General features: G+C 75.2%; 16 protein-coding genes and 2 pseudogenes. 8 read left to right on the top strand and 10 right to left on the bottom strand.

Annotation, left to right across the window (positions count from 1 at the left end; translation table 11 throughout):
* Nucleotides 1-66: 66 nt before the first annotated feature.
* Nucleotides 67-777: pseudogene (locus ACH4E7_RS22865) on the bottom strand (glycosyltransferase family 2 protein); the annotation flags it as partial.
* 159 nt (nucleotides 778-936) lie between these two features.
* Here ACH4E7_RS22865 and ACH4E7_RS22870 point away from each other — a divergent pair.
* Nucleotides 937-1,692 carry a response regulator transcription factor gene (locus ACH4E7_RS22870; protein WP_396250858.1) on the top strand — a complete coding sequence of 252 codons (756 nt, stop codon included), beginning with the start codon at nucleotides 937-939 and terminating at the stop codon, nucleotides 1,690-1,692.
* Nucleotides 1,689-2,846 (top strand): sensor histidine kinase, encoded by a 1,158-nt coding sequence (locus tag ACH4E7_RS22875; RefSeq protein ID WP_396250859.1) that lies wholly within the window; start codon nucleotides 1,689-1,691, stop codon nucleotides 2,844-2,846. The genes ACH4E7_RS22870 and ACH4E7_RS22875 overlap by 4 nt, the downstream gene beginning before the upstream one ends.
* A gap of 30 nt (nucleotides 2,847-2,876) precedes the next feature.
* Here the strand turns inward: ACH4E7_RS22875 and ACH4E7_RS22880 are convergent, their stop codons facing one another.
* From ACH4E7_RS22880 to ACH4E7_RS22905, 6 genes are all read right to left on the bottom strand, one after another.
* Nucleotides 2,877-3,932, bottom strand: coding sequence for an NAD-dependent epimerase/dehydratase family protein (locus tag ACH4E7_RS22880; protein WP_396250860.1), 1,056 nt, complete (start codon nucleotides 3,930-3,932; stop codon nucleotides 2,877-2,879).
* Between the two features lie 140 nt (nucleotides 3,933-4,072).
* Nucleotides 4,073-5,113, bottom strand: coding sequence for a zinc-dependent alcohol dehydrogenase family protein (locus ACH4E7_RS22885; protein WP_396250861.1), 1,041 nt, complete (start codon nucleotides 5,111-5,113; stop codon nucleotides 4,073-4,075).
* 180 nt (nucleotides 5,114-5,293) lie between these two features.
* Nucleotides 5,294-5,767 carry a nucleoside deaminase gene (locus ACH4E7_RS22890; protein ID WP_355671595.1) on the bottom strand — a complete coding sequence of 158 codons (474 nt, stop codon included), beginning with the start codon at nucleotides 5,765-5,767 and terminating at the stop codon, nucleotides 5,294-5,296.
* Between the two features lie 104 nt (nucleotides 5,768-5,871).
* Nucleotides 5,872-6,720, bottom strand: a complete 849-nt coding sequence (locus tag ACH4E7_RS22895) for a universal stress protein (RefSeq protein ID WP_396250862.1) — start codon at nucleotides 6,718-6,720, stop codon at nucleotides 5,872-5,874.
* Between the two features lie 152 nt (nucleotides 6,721-6,872).
* The gene (locus tag ACH4E7_RS22900; protein ID WP_396250863.1) at nucleotides 6,873-7,553 is read right to left on the bottom strand and encodes a response regulator; all 681 of its coding nucleotides are present in this window, start codon (nucleotides 7,551-7,553) and stop codon (nucleotides 6,873-6,875) included.
* Nucleotides 7,550-8,746: a sensor histidine kinase gene (locus ACH4E7_RS22905; protein ID WP_396250864.1), complete on the bottom strand. Its 1,197-nt coding sequence runs from the start codon at nucleotides 8,744-8,746 to the stop codon at nucleotides 7,550-7,552. The genes ACH4E7_RS22900 and ACH4E7_RS22905 overlap by 4 nt, the downstream gene beginning before the upstream one ends.
* Before the next feature lie 173 nt (nucleotides 8,747-8,919).
* On the opposite strand from ACH4E7_RS22905, the gene ACH4E7_RS22910 reads away from it, so the two are divergent.
* Entirely contained in the window at nucleotides 8,920-9,801 is an 882-nt protein-coding gene (locus ACH4E7_RS22910) for an ABC transporter ATP-binding protein (RefSeq protein WP_396250865.1), read from the top strand.
* Complete coding sequence (locus ACH4E7_RS22915; RefSeq protein ID WP_396250866.1) at nucleotides 9,789-10,784, top strand: transporter; 996 nt, start codon at nucleotides 9,789-9,791, stop codon at nucleotides 10,782-10,784. The genes ACH4E7_RS22910 and ACH4E7_RS22915 overlap by 13 nt, the downstream gene beginning before the upstream one ends.
* Nucleotides 10,785-10,816: 32 nt before the next feature.
* Here ACH4E7_RS22915 and ACH4E7_RS22920 read toward each other — a convergent pair whose 3' ends face one another.
* Nucleotides 10,817-11,281 carry a DUF5946 family protein gene (locus ACH4E7_RS22920; protein ID WP_396250867.1) on the bottom strand — a complete coding sequence of 155 codons (465 nt, stop codon included), beginning with the start codon at nucleotides 11,279-11,281 and terminating at the stop codon, nucleotides 10,817-10,819.
* On the bottom strand, nucleotides 11,278-11,766 hold the full coding sequence (locus ACH4E7_RS22925) for a GNAT family N-acetyltransferase (protein WP_396250868.1): 489 nt from the start codon (nucleotides 11,764-11,766) through the stop codon (nucleotides 11,278-11,280). The genes ACH4E7_RS22920 and ACH4E7_RS22925 overlap by 4 nt, the downstream gene beginning before the upstream one ends.
* A gap of 201 nt (nucleotides 11,767-11,967) precedes the next feature.
* On the opposite strand from ACH4E7_RS22925, the gene ACH4E7_RS22930 reads away from it, so the two are divergent.
* The 4 genes from ACH4E7_RS22930 (at nucleotide 11,968) to ACH4E7_RS22945 (ending at nucleotide 15,902) form a co-directional block, all read left to right on the top strand.
* Nucleotides 11,968-12,915 (top strand): ABC transporter ATP-binding protein, encoded by a 948-nt coding sequence (locus ACH4E7_RS22930; protein WP_396250869.1) that lies wholly within the window; start codon nucleotides 11,968-11,970, stop codon nucleotides 12,913-12,915.
* On the top strand, nucleotides 12,912-13,760 hold the full coding sequence (locus ACH4E7_RS22935) for an ABC transporter permease (RefSeq protein ID WP_396250870.1): 849 nt from the start codon (nucleotides 12,912-12,914) through the stop codon (nucleotides 13,758-13,760). Before ACH4E7_RS22930 ends, ACH4E7_RS22935 begins: the two co-directional genes overlap by 4 nt.
* A gap of 148 nt (nucleotides 13,761-13,908) precedes the next feature.
* Entirely contained in the window at nucleotides 13,909-15,222 is a 1,314-nt protein-coding gene (locus ACH4E7_RS22940) for a sensor histidine kinase (protein ID WP_396250871.1), read from the top strand.
* Nucleotides 15,219-15,902, top strand: coding sequence for a response regulator (locus tag ACH4E7_RS22945; RefSeq protein WP_396250872.1), 684 nt, complete (start codon nucleotides 15,219-15,221; stop codon nucleotides 15,900-15,902). The genes ACH4E7_RS22940 and ACH4E7_RS22945 overlap by 4 nt, the downstream gene beginning before the upstream one ends.
* On the opposite strand, the pseudogene ACH4E7_RS22950 reads toward ACH4E7_RS22945, so the two are convergent.
* Nucleotides 15,857-16,078 (bottom strand): annotated as a pseudogene (locus tag ACH4E7_RS22950) (hypothetical protein); the annotation flags it as partial. The gene ACH4E7_RS22945 and the pseudogene ACH4E7_RS22950 overlap by 46 nt on opposite strands.
* Nucleotides 16,079-16,084 lie beyond the last annotated feature (6 nt).

Below are 16,084 nucleotides of genomic sequence, written 5' to 3' on the forward strand. Positions count from 1 at the left end.
CTCGGCGAGGTCCGCCGCCTGGGACGGGCTGAAGGGCGGGGTGAGCCGGGTCTTCACCCGGCCGGGGACGGGCGCCTTGGCGATCACCAGCAGCGTGGGCGGCGGCGCGGCCAGCACCGCCCGCATGTCGCGGACGGCCTGGCGGGTGCCGCGCAGGGTGCCGGTGACCTTGGAACGGCCCGCGCGCGGCAGGTAGTCGACGGGGGTCTCGGCGATCCGCAGCCCGGCCGCCGAGGCGGCGAGGACCATCTCCAGCGGGTAGCCGGAGCGCCGGTCGCCCAGGCCCAGGGCCAGCAGCCGCTCGCGGCGGGCGGCCCGCATCGGTCCGAGGTCGTGCAGGGGAGCGCCGGTGCGGGCCCGCAGCCCGCGGGCGAGGACGGTGTTGGCGAGCCGGGCGTGCAGCGGCCAGGCACCGGCGGTGGCCGGCCGGCGGCGGCCGAGCACCAGATCGGCGGTGCCGGCCAGCACCGGGCCGGTGACCCGGGGGAGCTGGGCGGGGTCGAGCGAACCGTCGCAGTCCATGAAGCAGACCAGGTCGGCGGTGGCGGCGCGCAGTCCGGCGTGGCAGGCGGCGCCGAAGCCGCGCCGGGGTTCCACGACCACGGTCGCGCCCAGCGAGCGGGCGAGCTCGGCGGAGCCGTCCTGGGAGCCGTTGTCCACCATGATCGCCCGCCAGCCGTCCGGGATCCGGTCGAGCACCCACGGCAGGGCGGCGGACTCGTCGAGGCACGGCAGAACGACGTCGGCGATCGGCAGAGGGGGGAGGGGAGGAGTCACGCCGGTCACGCTAACCGCGGCCGGTACCGCCGGGGCCGAACCGCGCCCTTACGGAAGTGCTACGTCCGCGCGGCCGGGGCCGTCCGGGGGATCTTACGGAACTCGGACGTGGGCCCCGGCGCGCCCCGGCCGCGGTCGCCGCCTCGTATCCTCGGCGAGGTGAACGAGAGCCCCGCCACCGCCGGACCACCCCGTCCCGGCCGCATCCTGGTGATCGACGACGACCCGACCGTGGCCGAGGTGGTCGCCGGCTACCTCACCCGGGCAGGTCACCACGTCGACCGCGCCGCCGACGGCCCGCAGGGGCTCGCCCTGGCCCGTACCCACCGCCCGGACCTGCTGGTCCTGGACCTCATGCTCCCCGGCATCGACGGCCTGGAGATCCTGCGCAGGCTGCGCGCCGACGCGGACGGCGCCGACCTGCCCGTGGTGCTGCTCACCGCCAAGGGGGACGAGACCGACCGCATCCTGGGCCTGGAACTGGGTGCGGACGACTACGTCACCAAGCCGTTCAGCCCGCGCGAACTCGTCCTGCGGGTCCAGTCGGTGCTGCGCCGCTCCCGGGCGTCCGCGCCCGCCCAGCCTCCCGCCGGGCCGCTGGTCTCCGGTGACATCGCGCTCGACCCGCAGGCCCGCCGGGCGCACCGCGGCGGGCGTGAACTGCTCCTGACGCTCAGGGAGTTCGACCTGCTGGCGTTCCTCCTGCGGCACCCGCAGACGGTGTTCTCCCGGCAGGAGCTGATGGAGCGCGTGTGGGGCTGGGACTTCGGCGACCTCTCCACGGTCACCGTCCACATCCGTCGGCTGCGCGAGAAGGTCGAGCACGACCCCGCCGCGCCGTCGCTGATCACCACCGTCTGGGGCGTCGGCTACCGCTACGACCCGGCGACGGGGGAGCAGGACGGCCCGGCGTGAAGGACCTGCTGCTGATCGCCATGTTCGCCGCGCTCGGCGCCGGCGGGGCGGGCCTGCTCGGCTGGGCGGCCGTCCGGCTGCTGCGCCGGCGCTCGCTCGCGCTGTCGCTGTTCTGCGTCGCCGCCGTCACCGTGCTGGCGGTCACCTCCGGGACCTTCGCCGTCGCCCAGGCGATGTTCCTGTCCCGGCACGACCTCGGGGTGGTGATCACGGTGCTGGTGATGGCCTCGGTGGTGTCGCTGGCGACCGCCGCACTGCTCGGACGTCAGGTCGCGGCCGGGGGAAGGGCGCTGACCGCGGCCGCCCGGACGGTGGGCAGCGACACCGGGTTCACCGCGCCCAAGCCCCCGCTCGGCCTGGAGCTGGCCCAGCTCAGCGCGGAACTCGCCGCCACCAGCGCCCGGTTGGCCGAGTCCAGGGCCCGCGCCCAGGCCCTGGACGGCTCCCGGCGGGAGTTGATCGCCTGGATCTCGCACGACCTGCGCACCCCGCTCGCGGGCCTGCGCGCCATGGCGGAGGCGCTGGAGGACGGCGTCGCCGAGCATCCCCAGCAGTACCTGCAGCGGATGCGCACCGAGGTCGAGCGGCTGACCGGGATGGTGGACGACCTGTTCGAGCTCTCCCGCATCCAGGCGGGGGCGTTGGCCCTGTCGCTGTCCCGGGTGTCCGTCTACGACCTCGTCGACGACGCGCTGGCCGGGGCCCACCCGCTGGCCCGGCAGTGTGGCGTCCGGCTGGAGGGCCGACAGGTCGCCGCCGAACCCGTCGAGGTGGACAGCGGCGAGATCACCCGGGTGCTCGGCAACCTCCTGGTCAACGCGATCCGCTCGACTCCCGAGGACGGCGTGGTGGCCGTCTCCGCCCGCCGGGAGGCGGACGAGGTGGTGCTCTCGGTCACCGACGGCTGCGGTGGCATCCCGGAGCAGGACCTGCCCCGGGTGTTCGAGACGGGCTGGCGCGGCAGCCCCGCCCGCACGCCCCGCCCGGCCGACCCGGGCGCCCCGGGGGAGCGGGGTGACGGCGGGGGCAGCGGCGCCGGACTCGGGCTGGCCATCGTCCGCGGCATCGTGGAGGCCCACGCCGGCCGTGCCCGGGTCAGCAACACCGCCGGGGGCTGCTGCTTCGAGATCGTCCTCCCCGCTGCCCGGAGCTGACCGCCCGGAACTCACCGCCCGGACCTGACGTCACACGCGTTGCGGCGCCGCCGCGAACTCCGCCATGCCCTCCGCGAAGGCCGCCCGGGCCCGCCAGCCGAGCTCCTCGCGCAACCGGGAGGAGTCCGCAGTGATGTGCCGGACGTCGCCGAGCCGGTACTCGCCGGTCACCACCGGCGCCGGGCCGCCGTACGCGGCGGCCAGCGCCTCGGCCATCTCGCCGACCGTGCGGACCTCGCCGCTGCCGGTGTTGTACGCCCGGGTGCTGCCCGGCGGTCGGCCGCCGACCGCGGCCAGCGCGGCGAGGTTGGCCGCCGCGACGTCCTGGACGTGGACGAAGTCCCGGCGCTGCCCGCCGTCCTCGAACACCCGCGGCGCCTCGCCGCGGGCCAGCGCCGAGCGGAACAGCGAGGCCACCCCGGCGTACGGGGTGTCGCGCGGCATCCCCGGCCCGTAGACGTTGTGGTAACGCAGCGTCATGACGCGGCCCCCGCAGGCGCGGGCCCAGGCGCCGGCCAGGTGCTCCTGGGCCAACTTGGTGGCCGCGTACACGTTGCGCGGGTCGGCCGGCGCGTCCTCCGCCACCAGTTCGGGGCGCAGCGCGGCGCCGCACTGCGGGCAGGGCGGCTCGAAACGCCCGGTGTCCAGCGTGTCCGGGCGGCGCGGACCGGGCGAGACGTCGCCGTGCGCCGGGCAGCGGTACCGGCCCTCCCCGTAGACCACCATCGACCCGGCGAGCACCAGGCTCCGCACGCCCGAGCGGGCCATCGCCGCGAGCAGGACCGCCGTGCCCAGGTCGTTGCAGCCCGCGTAGGCGGGCGCGTCGTCGAGGTCCAGCCCCAGGCCCACCATCGCCGCCTGGTGGCAGACCGCGTCCACCCCGGCCAGCGCCTGCTCGACCGCCACGGCGTCCCGCACGTCGCCGTGCCGGAAGTCCACGCCGGCCGGCAGTGCGGGCACGGCCCCGGAGGGGTGGACGGCGGGCAGCAGCGCGTCCAGGACCCGGACCTCGTGGCCCGCAGCCGTCAGAGACCGTACGACCGCCGAACCGATGAAACCGGCGCCGCCGGTGACCAGAATCCTCATGACCGGCGACGCTACCGCCCGGCGGCGGGCCGACCGGCCGAAGCGGTCGGCGCGTCATGCTTCGGTAAGACACGGGGAGCCGACGGGCACCGCTCCTGCGTTCTCGGTAGCTCCCGTTACTCCGTCACCCCGCCACTCCGCTACTCCGCGACGAGCACCGCGACCCCGGTCACCCGGTCGGCGGCGAGGTCCGCGAGCGCCGTGTCCGCCTGCCGCAGCGGGTAGCGGCGCACATGCACGGCCGGGCGGGTCCGGGCCGCCTCCGCCAGGTACGCCCGGCCGTCGGCCCGGGTGTTGGCGGTGACGCTGCGCAGCGTGCGCTCCTGGAACAGGTGCCGCTGGTAGTCGAGCGTCGGGATGTCGCTGAGGTGGATGCCGGCCACCGCGAGCGTGCCACCGCGATCCAGTGCCGCGAGGGCGACCGGCACCAGTTCGCCGGCCGGGGCGAACAGGATGGCGGCGTCCAGCGGCTCCGGGGCGGGGTCGTAGGAATCGCCCGCGAAACCGGCACCGAGCTCCAGGGCCAGCCGTCGGGCCTGCGCACCCCGGGTGAACACGGCCACCCGCGCACCCCGGGCCAGGGCGATCTGGGCGGTCAGGTGCGCGGACGCACCGAAGCCGTAGATGCCCAGGAGCCCGCCCTGCGGGAGGTCGGCCCGCTCCAGGGCCCGGTAGCCGATGATCCCGGCGCACAGCAGCGGGGCGAGCTCCTCGGCGGGCGGGCCCTCGGGCAGCCGGTAGGCGAACCGGGCGTCGGCGAGCACGTGCTCGGCGTAGCCGCCGTGCCGGTCCCAGCCGGTGTAGCGGGAGTCCGGGCAGAGGTTCTCCCGCCCGGCCCGGCAGTACGCGCAGCCGCCGCAGGTGTGGGCCAGCCAGGCCACCCCGGCCCGGTCCCCGACCGCGAACCCCTCGACCCCGGAGCCGGCCGCCCGGACGAGGCCGACCACCTCGTGCCCGGGCGTGCACCTCGGCGTCCTGGGGGCGAGGTCCCCCTCCGCCAGGTGCAGGTCCGTGCGGCACACCCCGCAGGCCTCCACCTCCACCAGGATCTCCCCGGGCCCCGGCCCGGCCAGCGGCCGGCGCTCCCAGAGCAACGGCCCCGGGCCCGCCGTACCGACCGCGCCGGGGCGGGTGACCACCCATGCCCCGGTCTCGTCCGGCGCCTGTCGCGTCGTGTCCATCGCCGGCTCCCGCCTGTCCACCGGTTCGCTACTTCCAGCCTGCGCCGGTGCCGTCGTCGGCGCTGGCTCCCGGGCGTGCTCCGCCGTCGCCGTACGCCCCGGGGTGCGGCACCTTGCTCGACCGGTGCCCTGCCCCGTACCGGGCACCGGGCCACGGTGCCGCCCGGATGGTCCGGCGGGTCAGCTCCAGTACCCCGTGTGCACCGCGGCGGCCTCCTCGAACAGGTGCGGTCCGGAGACCTCCACGGAGCTGCCGCCGGCCGCGAAGACCTGGCGGCACGGCAGGTGGAGCACCGGCTCCTCCGGGTCCGCGCCCGCGATCGCGTTCAGGTCGGTCGCGGCGAGCGCGTAGACCACCCGGCGGATGCCGCTCCAGAAGATCGCGCCGGCGCACATCGCGCAGGGCTCGGTGCTGGAGTACAGGGTGGCCTTGGCGAGTTGCGCCGGGGCCAGGGCGCGGGAGGCCTGCCGGACCAGGTTGGTCTCCGCGTGGGCGGTGACGTCGTGGTCCGTCAGCACGGTGTTCTCGGCCGTGAGCAGGACGCTCCCGTCGGGGTCGGTCAGCAGCGCGCCGAAGGGGTGGTTGCCGTGCGCCCGGGCGGAGGCCGCGAGATCGATGGCCGCGAGCAGGTGGGCGCGGGTGTGATCGGCCATGACGTACTCCTCAGGGGTGGGCCGAAACAGGGAGGTCAAACGTATGACGTCCAGGGTGGGCCGAACAGCCGTGGGTAGCGGACGGGATCTCGCCTCCCTCCGGATCAGCCGTACGGCACGACGGCGACCGGGCAGCGCACATGGTGGATCGCCGCGTGCGCCACCGGGCCGAGGTGATGGTGGCGCAGCGGTGCGTGCCGGGTGCGGCGGCCGACCACGAGCAGCCGAGCCGTCGCCGCCGCGTCCACCAGCGCGACCGCGGGCTTGCCCCGCACCAGCTCGTCCGTCACCTCCACCTCGGGGTGACGGGCCCGCCAGGGCGCCAGGGCCTCGGCGAGCCCGGTCCGCTCGACGGCGGAGACCTCGTGCTCCAGCCCGCCGATGGCGCCGTAGGACATGTACTCGCTGCCGGCCGGCGGGGACCAGACGTGGACCACGCGCAGCGGCGCCGAGCGGATCGCGGCGGCCTCGAAGGCGAAGGCCAGCACCTCCTGCGCGGGGTGCGCCAGATCGAGGCCCACCGTCACGGCACCGGTCGGCTCGCTCCCCTGGGCCCGGACCAGCACCACCGGGCAGGCGGACCGGCGCAGCACCTCCTGGCTCACCGAACCGGTCAGGAAACCGCGCACGGTGCCCAGCCCCCGCGAGCCGAGCACCAGAAGGGCGGCGGTCCGCGAAGCGGTCTCCAGGACCTCCACCGGGTCGGCGGCCACGGGCGAGGAGGTGATCGGCACCCCGGGGGCCAGGGCATGCAGTCCGGCCTCGCGGTCGGCCAGGTGTGCCAGGGCGCGGTGGTAGGTCTGGTCGCTGCCGACCACGTCCCGCTTCGGCCAGGGCCAGGCCTGGACGACCTCGAGACCGAGCTCGCGGCGCTGCGCCTCGCGCACCGCCCACTCGGTGGCGGCGAGGCTCTCGGGCGAGCCGTCGAAGCCGACGACAACGGATCCGGTCACGGTGTACTCCTCGGTTCCGCGGCACCTCGACGGCCGTACCCGGCCGCCGGGGCCACCTCGGGTTGCGGCCTCAGTATCGGCGCTGGCCGCGACCGGCGCCTGTCGGGGCCGGTCGGGGGCGGTCAGAGCCGTACGAGGCCGCTCGGGGCCGCTCACTCCCGCGGAGCGGCGCCGTAGGACGACCGCACCAGGCCGGTCTCGTACGCGGCGATCACCAGCTGGGCGCGGTCGCGGGCGCCGAGCTTCATCAGCAGGCGGCCGACGTGGGTCTTGGCGGTGGAGAGGCTGACGTGGAGGTGGGCGGCGATCTCGTGGTTGGACAGCCCGAGGCCGACCAGCGTCAGCACCTCCCGCTCCCGCCCGGTCGTCTCGGCCAGCTCGGCGGCCGGCTGCCGTCCGGCCTCCGGGCGGCGGGTGAACTCCTCGATGAGCCGTCGGGTGACCCCGGGCGCGAGCAGCGAGTCACCCGCGGCGACGACCCGGATCGCCTCCAGCAGGTCGGCCGGCCTGGTGTCCTTGAGCAGGAATCCGCTCGCGCCCGCGTGCAGCGCGGAGAAGACGTACTCGTCGAGGTCGAAGGTGGTGAGCATCAGCACCTTCGCGGCCGAGGTCGCCCGGTCCGCGGTGATCCGCCGGGTCGCCTCGATGCCGTCCAGGACCGGCATCCGGATGTCCATCAGGATCACGTCGGGCCGCTCCCGCCCGGCGAGTTCGACGGCCTCGGCGCCGGTGGCAGCCTCCCCGACCGCCTCCAGGTCGGGCGCGGTGTCCACCAGGACCCGGAAACTGCCGCGGACCAGGGCCTGGTCGTCCGCCACCAGTACGCGGATCACGCGGCGACACCGGCCGTCAACGGGAACCGGGCGGCCACCCGGAAGCCCCGCCCGGGCAGCGGGCCGGCAGTGAACTCTCCGCCGTACACGGCCACCCGCTCGCGCATCCCGACCAGGCCGTGCCCGCTGCCCGGGTCCGCGGCGCCCCGCCCGTCGTCCACCACCTCGACGGCGAGTCCGTCCGGCACGTAGTCGACGCTCACCCGGCAGTGGCCGGTGGCGGCGTGCTTGATCACATTGGTGAGCGCCTCCTGCACGATCCGGTAGGCCGCCAGGTCCAGGCCCGCGGAGAGCCCCGGCCGGTCCCCGGTGATGCGCAGCTCCACCCGGACCCCGGCCTCGGCGGCCCGCTCCACCAGGGCTTCGAGGTCGGCCAACCCGGGCGCGGGCGAGGAGGATTCGGAGCGCTCGTCCTCCCGCCGCAGGACGCCGAGCAGCGCCCGCATCTCGCGCAGCGCCGTGCGACTGGTCTCCTCGATCGAGGACAGCACCCGCCGCGCCTCCTCCGGCCGCTCGGCGGCGACATGGTTCGCCACCCCCGCCTGGACGGCGATCACGCTCATCGAATGCGCCACCACATCGTGCAACTCCCGTGCGATCCGCAGCCGTTCCTCGACCAGCGCGCGTTTCGTCTCGGCGACCCGGGCCTGCGCCCGCTCCTCGGCCCGCGCTCGCAGTCCAGCCGTGTACAGCCGCTGCTGCTGTACCGCGTAGCCGATCGTCCAGGCCACCGTGACGAGCAACGCACCCTCCACGAGCAGCGCGGCGCTGTGCTGGGCGGGCGGGCCGTACGGCAGGTGGAGGAACCCGGTGAGCCCGGCGGCCGGCACCATCACCAGCAAGGTGGCCGTGAGCACCTGGAGCGACGCGCGTCGCGGGAATCGCTGCGGAACGGTGTACATCACGAAGGCGACCGCCACCAGCGGTACCGGCCCGCCGCGCGCGAACGTGGCGGCGGCTCCGACGATCACGACCGGTGCGAGCAGGGCGCGCGGCCGGCGCCGCCGGAATGCCACGGCGAGCACGGCGAGCGCGGCGGTGACGCCGTCGGCCGCCGTCGGCCCGCCGACGTGGGCCGTGCCCTGCCAGGCCAGGGTGCACAAGACCATCGCCAGCACCGCGGCCGCGCAGTCGAGCACGACCCGGTGCCCGGGGCTCAGGCGTTTGAGCGGGGGTGGCTGAAACGACTCCATGATCGCAATGTAGCCGCCGGACGTGAGGTCCCGCGTCAGTCTGCGGACTGACGCGACGAGGTGTACCCGGAGCCGGCCGGCGCGACCGAAGTCCGGCCCCAGGACCGACGATCCCGGACCGCCTCCCCCGCACTGTGGAGCCGTCACCGACCGCCGCACAGCGAGGGAGAACTATGACCGCCGCCATCCAGGCCCAAGCCCTGGGCAAGCGCTACCGGGGCCGTTGGGCCCTGTCCGACTGCACCCTCTCGATCCCGGCCGGCCGGGTGGTGGGCCTGGTCGGCCCGAACGGCGCCGGCAAGTCGACCCTGCTCGGCCTGGTGTCCGGCCAGTCGACCCCGACCACCGGAACCATCCGGGTCCTCGGGCGGCGCCCGGGCGCGGACCGGGAGCAGTTGGCGAGGGTCGGGTTCGTCGCCCAGGACACCCCGGTGTACGCCGATCTGACGGTCGCCGAGCACCTGCGCTTCGGCGCCCGGATGAACCCCGGCTGGGACGCGGCGGCCGCGCGGCGCCGCATCGACCGGCTCGGGCTCGACCCCCGCCGGAAGGCCGGCCGGCTCTCCGGCGGGCAGCGCGCCCAGCTGGCGCTCGCCCTCGCCGAGGCCAAGCAGCCCGAACTCCTGCTGCTGGACGAGCCGGTGGCCGCCCTGGACCCGCTGGCCCGGCACACCTTCCTCCGCGACCTCGTGGCGTTCGCGGGGGAGCGGGCGGGCCGGACCGTCGTGCTGTCCTCGCATGTGATCACCGACCTGGAACGGGTCTGCGACCACCTGGTCCTGCTCTCCGCCTCCCGGGTCCAACTGGCCGGACCGTGCGAGGAACTGCTCGCCCGGCACCGCCGGATCACCGGGCGCCGGGCCGGGCTTCCCGAGGGGGCGACGGTCGTCCACGAGGAGCGCACCGACGCACGGAGCACCCTCGTCGTCCGCACCACCGAACCGCTGCCCGCCGGGTACCCCGGCGCCGAACCGCTGGGCCTGGAGGAGCTGGTGCTCGCCTACCTGGCCGAGGGCGCGCGGCAGGCGGGGGAGGGTCTCCGATGCTGTGGCTGACCTGGCGCCAGTTCCGCACCCAGGCGATCACCGGTGCGATCACCGCCGGGATCGGCGCGCTCTGCCTCCTCGTCCTCGGGCTCCGCATCCGTGGCGACTACGCCGACACCCTGTCCGGCTGCCTCCCCGCCCGCTGCGCGCCCGGCCTGGTCGCCGGGTTCGAGGGCCGCTACGACACCGTCCTCACCATCGCCGACCTACTCCTGGCGGCCGTTCCCGGACTGCTCGGAGTGTTCTGGGGAGCTCCGCTGATCAGCGCCGAACTCGCCGCCGGGACACAGCGGTTGGCCTGGCACCAGAGCGTGGCCCGGACTCGCTGGCTGGCCGTCAAACTGGCGTTCACCGGGCTGTCCGCGGTCGCCGTCGCGGGCCTGCTCGGCCTGCTGCTGACCTGGAGCGCGAGCCCGTACGACGCGGTCAAGGGCGATCGCTTCGCACCGCTGGTCTTCGGCGCCCGAGGCCTCGTACCGTTCGCGTACGCCGCCTTCGCGGTGGCGCTCGGAGCCGTCACCGGCCTGCTGCTGCGTCGGCCGGTGGCCGCCATGGGCCTGACCCTCGCGGTCTTCACGGGACTGCAGTTCGCCGTACCGACGGCCCTGCGGCCGCACTACCTGCCGCCGCGCACCGCCGACATCCGGCTCGACGCGACCACGCTGAACCACGCCGACGGCATCATCCTGAACGGCTCCACGCTGACGATCGGCACGGTCTCGCTACCGGACGCGTGGGTGGTGTCCGCCGGCCACGCGGTCGACGCCTCGGGCGCTCCGCCCGACCCCGGTCGACTCAACGCCTGCATGGCGCCGGGTCAGTTCGGTCGGTCCATCGACTGCCTGGCGAAGCTGGACCTCCATGTCACCGCCACCTACCACCCGGAGACACGGTACTGGCCGTTCCAGCTGATCGAGGCCGCGCTCTACGCCCTCGCGGCGGCCCTGCTGGTGGGGCTCGGCTTCCGCCGGATCGGCCGCCGCACCACCTGACCGACCGGCCCCGGGCCGCTCCGAGTGGCGGCTCACGGCCGCCCCCAGGCCTCCACCGTCGCCGCCGCCCAGGCCCGGACCCGCTCCGGGAAGCCCTCGGCCGGGAAGGTCCCGTCGACCGCGACCTCCGCGATCGTGACGGCGTACCCGCCCCGCGGCGCCTCCACCGGGGCCTCCCGCACCACCTCCGGTGCCCGCTCCTTCACCCGGTGCGAATTGGCCGCCCGCGCCCGCCCGACCAGCCGGTCCACCTCGGCCAGGCCCCCGTCGAGGTGGGCCCGCAGGAACTCCCGAGCCCGCGCCCCGTCGTCGGCCGGCAGCCGACTCGGATGCTGCAGCAGGAAGCACGACACCGACACCCCGTGCAACGGCCCCCACGGCTCCTCCCGCGCGTGGTCCAACGCCAACAGCGCGTGGAACAGCCCCTCGCAGTCCCGCGCACCACACTCCCGGCAGGGCCCCGGGCCCCTGTCACGATCGCCCGCGCCGTCCGTCACCGCTGCACGTCCTTCTGCAGGTACATCGCCGACACCCCGTAGCCGCTGCGGCGGTACAGCGCGATGGCCGCCTCGTTGTCGCCGAGGACGTTCAGGGCCAGCGAGGTCAGGCCCTCGGCGGCGACCAGTCGTTCGGCGGCGGCGAGGACGGCGGAGCCGTAGCCATGGCGGCGGAACGCGGCGAAGACGTGGAGGTCGTAGAGCCAGGCGGAGGTGGCGGTGCCGAAGGCCTCGCGGGGGTCGGGGCCGATCCAGGCGGTGCCGACGACCTCGCCGGACTCGTTCACGGCCGACAGGAGGTGGTGGTCGGCGGTGTCGAGGCCGTCCGGGAGGTACTGGGCGGTGCCGCGGCGGACGCGTTCCCGGGCCGGCTCCTCAGGCATGCGCTTCGCGAGTTCGAGGACCACCGCGGCCTCGCGGTGCCTGGTCGCCGCCTCGTACTCCGACGGCGTCATCCGTCGCAGGGTCACCTTCTGAACGTCCATGCCCCCATCGTCGACCGGCCGCGGGCGGCGGCGGAACCGGATTTCGCGCCAGAGCGGCCGGGGTGGGGTGGCGGAGTGGTACCGCGGTACTACGCCCCGGCCGATGTTCAGCCCGCGGTGCCACGGATCGGGCGCCGGCCGCACCTAGCGTGGAAGCGTGGGCGGCCGGGACGGACCGGCCCCTGAGCGTAAGGGTGAGCGATGATCGAGGCGCACCAGCTGACGAAGCGGTACGGGGAGAAGACCGCCGTGGACGGGCTGGACTTCACGGTCCGGCCGGGGACGGTGACCGGGTTTCTCGGGCCCAACGGGGCCGGGAAGTCCACCACGATGCGGATGATCGTCGGACTGGACGCGCCCACCAGCGGGTCGGTACGGGTCAACGGCCGTCGCTACGCCGAGCACGCCGCGCCGCTGCAGGAGGTCGGCGCGCTGCTGGAGGCCAGGTCGATCCACCCCGGCCGCTCCGCGTTCAACCACCTGATGGCCCAGGCCCACACCCACGGCATCCCGCGCCGCCGGGTCGACGAGGTCATCGAGCTGACCGGCCTGCAGTCGGTGGCCCGCAAGCGGGCCGGGGCGTTCTCGCTCGGCATGGGCCAGCGGCTCGGCATCGCGGCCGCCCTGCTGGGCGACCCGGCCACGGTGATGCTGGACGAGCCGGTCAACGGCCTCGACCCCGAGGGCGTCCTGTGGATCCGAAACCTGCTCACCTCCCTCGCCGCCGAGGGCCGGACCGTCTTCGTCTCCTCGCACCTGATGAGCGAGGTCTCGCTGGTCGCCGACCACCTGATCATCGTCGGACGCGGCCGGCTGCTGGCCGACACCACCGTGCAGGACCTGATCCGCGAGGCCGGCGGCGACGCCGTCAAGGTGGCCAGCGCCGACTCGGCCCGGCTGCGCTCGGCGCTCGCCGGGCCCGGCGTGGAGATCACCGGCCGGTCCGGCTCCGAGGAACTGCTGGTCACCGGCCGTACGGCCCGCGAGATCGGGCTCACCGCCGCCGAGCACGGCATCGCCGTCTTCGAGCTCACCCCCCGGACGGTCTCCCTGGAGGAGGCGTTCATGGACCTGACCAGGGACGCCGTGGAGTACCACGGCACCACCACCGCCCGCATCGAGACCGAGACCCCGAGGAGCGCGGCATGAGCACTGTCGTGACGTCCGAGCCGACCGCGCCCGCCGACCCGCGCCCCGCCCGCCCGGCCTATAAGGTGACGGCGCTGCGTGTGCTGCGCTCCGAGTGGGCCAAGCTGTGGTCGCTCCGTTCGACCTGGATCACGCTCGGCCTGGCGCTGCTCTTCCTGGTCGCCTTCGGCCTGATCGCCGCGTTCCAGTTCAAGTCGCGGATCACCTCGGGCCGCCCGATGGACCGGGACTTCGCCAGCGCGAGCGCGCTGAGCCTGTCCCTGTTCGGCACCAACTTCGCCCAGCTGGCGCTGGGCGTGCTCGGTGTGCTGGTCGCGGCCGGCGAGTACTCGACCGGCATGATCCGCTCCACCCTGGCCGCCGTGCCGCGCCGCCTGCCGGTGCTGTGGTCCAAGGCCGCGGTGTACGGCGTGATCGCGCTGGTCCTCGGCACGGTCGGGGTGTTCGCCACGTTCGTGGCCGACAGCGGCATCCTGTCCAGCACCCGGGCGGCGATGACCCTCTCCGACGCCGGGGTGGTCCGCGGCCTGCTGGGCGCCGGGCTCTACCTCGGACTGGTCGGCGTGATCGGGGTCGCCCTCGGTGCGCTGCTGCGGTCGGTGGCGGGCGGCATCTCGGTGCTGGTCGCCTCGCTGATGCTGATCCCCGGGCTGGTCTCGCTGCTGCCCAGCTCCTGGCAGGACCACATCAGCCCCTACCTGCCCAGCCACGCGGGCGAGGCGATGTTCGCCCTCCACCACGACACGACCACCCTCTCGCCGACGGCCGGCCTGCTGGTCTTCCTCGGCTGGACGGTGCTCGCCCTGGCCGGCGCGGCCGTCCGGCTGGTCCGCACGGACGCCTGAGGCCGCACGGACGCCTGAGGCCGCACGGACGCCCGAGCGCGCACGGCGCCTGAGGCCGTCCGCGGGCCGAGACCTGAGACACTCCCGGTGCGGCGTCGGAACCGACCGGCGCCGCACCACCCGTACCACCACCAGGGAGACGCCACCGGTGCGCGAGGACCACGCCCCCTCCACCGGCCCGCTCGTGGCCGCCGACACGCTGTCCGGCCACCCGCTGTTCGCCAGGCTGGCCCGGATCGGCCAGCGGGTGCGGGAGGCGGACCGCGCCCACCCCTGGGTGCTGGACACCGCCGTGGTCGCGGTGGTCTTCCTGATGTTCTGCCTCCCCGATCTCTTCCCCGGCCACGGCGAGTCCCCGCACGAGCACCGGGTCGTCCTGCTCCGCCCGCCGCTGCCGGCCATGCTGGCCCTCCAGGCGGGCCTGGTCCTGCCACTGCTGTGGCGCCGCCGACGCCCCACCGAGGCCTTCGCCGCGATCATGGCGGTGTTCGTGCTGCAGTGGTCGTTCGGCGTCGCCCTGCGCGCCGACGCCGCCCTGCTGGTCGCCCTCTACAGCCTGGCCCTGCACGGACGGCTGCGGCACCTGGCCTGGTCCTGCGTGGTGATGGCCGGCGCGATGGCTCTGGTCGCCGTCGAGGTCTCCGGCGGTGGGCTGCCCATCGGTGACGCGCTGTTCTTCCTGATCAGCGCCGAGACCGCGGCCGTCGCCCTCGGCATCGCGGTGCGCATCCGCCGCGCCCAGCTCGCCGGGCTGCGCGAGCGCGCCGCCCGGCTGGAGATCGAGCGCGACCAGCGCAGCCGCCTCGCCGCGGCCACCGAACGCACCCGGGTGGCCCGGGAGATGCACGACATCATCGGCCACAACCTCTCCGTCATCGTCACCCTCGCCGACGGCGGCGCCTACGCCGCCCAGGCCTCCCCCGAGCGCGGCCGGGAGGCGCTGCAGCTGATCGGCGAGACCAGCCGCCAGGCGCTCGGCGAACTGCGCCGGATGCTCGGCGTGCTGCGCGACCAGGGCGACCAGACCGCCGAGTTCAACCCCCAGCCCGGCATCGCCGACCTCGACGGGCTGTGCGCCCGCATCCGCGCCGCCGGCCCCCAGGTGCGGTACACCGTCGGCGGTGACCTGGACCAGCTCGACCGCGGCGTCCAGCTGATGGCCTACCGCATCGTCCAGGAGGCCCTCACCAACACCCTCAAACACGCCGGCCCCGAGACCCGGGCGCACGTGACCGTGACCGCCGACGCCACCCGGCTGCGGGTGCGCGTTCAGGACAGCGGCCCGCCCGGCGGCGGCCCCCGGCCGGTCAGACCGGCCGGCGAGGGACACGGCCTGGCCGGGATGCGCGAGCGCGCGGCCCTGTACGGCGGCACCGTCACGGCGGGCCCCGGCCCTGGGGCAGGATGGACCGTGGAGGCCGTACTCGACCTCACCCCCGACCGGACAGGCGGCCCGACGTGACAACCGTCCTCATCGTGGACGACCAGCCGTTGCAGCGCTACGGCTTCCGGATGCTGCTGGAGAGCCAGCCCGACACCGAGGTGGTCGGCGAAGCCTCCCACGGCGCCGAGGCCGTCCGGCTGACCGCCGACCTGCGACCCGACGTCGTGCTGATGGACATCCGGATGCCCGGCATGGACGGCATCGAGGCCACCCGTCAGATCGTCGCCACCGGCGGACGCTCACGCATCCTCGTGCTGACCACCTTCGACCTCGACGAGTACGCCCACGCCGCGCTGCGCGCCGGGGCCAGCGGCTTCCTGCTCAAGGACGCGCGTCCGGAGGAACTGCTCGCCGGGATCCGCGCGGTCGCCGAGGGCGACGCCGTGGTGGCCCCCGCCATCACCCGCCGCCTGCTCGACGCCTACGCCCACCACCTGCCGGTCCGCCCGCCCGGCTCGGCGCCGGTCGAGGACCCCCGGCTGGACGCGCTGACCGAGCGCGAGCGGGAGATCCTGGTGGCCATCGCCCACGGCTGGACCAACAGCGAGATCGCCCAGCGCCTGGTGCTCGCCGAATCCACCGTCAAGACGCATGTCAGCCGGGTGCTGGCGAAGATCGGCGCCCGGGACCGGGTCCAGGCGGTGATCTTCGCCTACGACCGAGGGCTGACCCGGCCCAATCCGCCGATCGCGAACTGATGCTCGGCGTCCCGTGCGGCGCCCGGGCCGGGTGCGGGACGGAGGCCGGCAGGCCGGCAGGGCGGCAGCACGCGCATCGCCGAGTGGTCGAAGAGCCTCCCGCGGACGAAGTCCAGGCTCGCCGTGCCGGGGTGGGAGGCCAGCACGGTCCAGCCGCTGCCGGCCGGCGGCAGGAGGTCGGT

This window comes from Kitasatospora sp. NPDC018058, from assembly GCF_044327205.1.
GTDB lineage: Bacteria > Actinomycetota > Actinomycetes > Streptomycetales > Streptomycetaceae > Kitasatospora.

Excerpts from the sequence above, each read along its gene's own strand:
- ACH4E7_RS22925 (WP_396250868.1), bottom strand. The coding sequence starts at position 11,766 with ATGGACGTTCAGAAGGTGACCCTGCGACGGATGACGCCGTCGGAGTAC.
- ACH4E7_RS22910 (WP_396250865.1), top strand. The coding sequence starts at position 8,920 with ATGACCGCCGCCATCCAGGCCCAAGCCCTGGGCAAGCGCTACCGGGGC.
- ACH4E7_RS22890 (WP_355671595.1), bottom strand. The coding sequence starts at position 5,767 with ATGGCCGATCACACCCGCGCCCACCTGCTCGCGGCCATCGATCTCGCG.
- ACH4E7_RS22880 (WP_396250860.1), bottom strand. The coding sequence starts at position 3,932 with ATGAGGATTCTGGTCACCGGCGGCGCCGGTTTCATCGGTTCGGCGGTC.
- ACH4E7_RS22905 (WP_396250864.1), bottom strand. The coding sequence starts at position 8,746 with ATGGAGTCGTTTCAGCCACCCCCGCTCAAACGCCTGAGCCCCGGGCAC.
- ACH4E7_RS22935 (WP_396250870.1), top strand. The coding sequence starts at position 12,912 with ATGAGCACTGTCGTGACGTCCGAGCCGACCGCGCCCGCCGACCCGCGC.
- ACH4E7_RS22885 (WP_396250861.1), bottom strand. The coding sequence starts at position 5,113 with ATGGACACGACGCGACAGGCGCCGGACGAGACCGGGGCATGGGTGGTC.
- ACH4E7_RS22915 (WP_396250866.1), top strand. The coding sequence starts at position 9,789 with ATGCTGTGGCTGACCTGGCGCCAGTTCCGCACCCAGGCGATCACCGGT.
- ACH4E7_RS22930 (WP_396250869.1), top strand. The coding sequence starts at position 11,968 with ATGATCGAGGCGCACCAGCTGACGAAGCGGTACGGGGAGAAGACCGCC.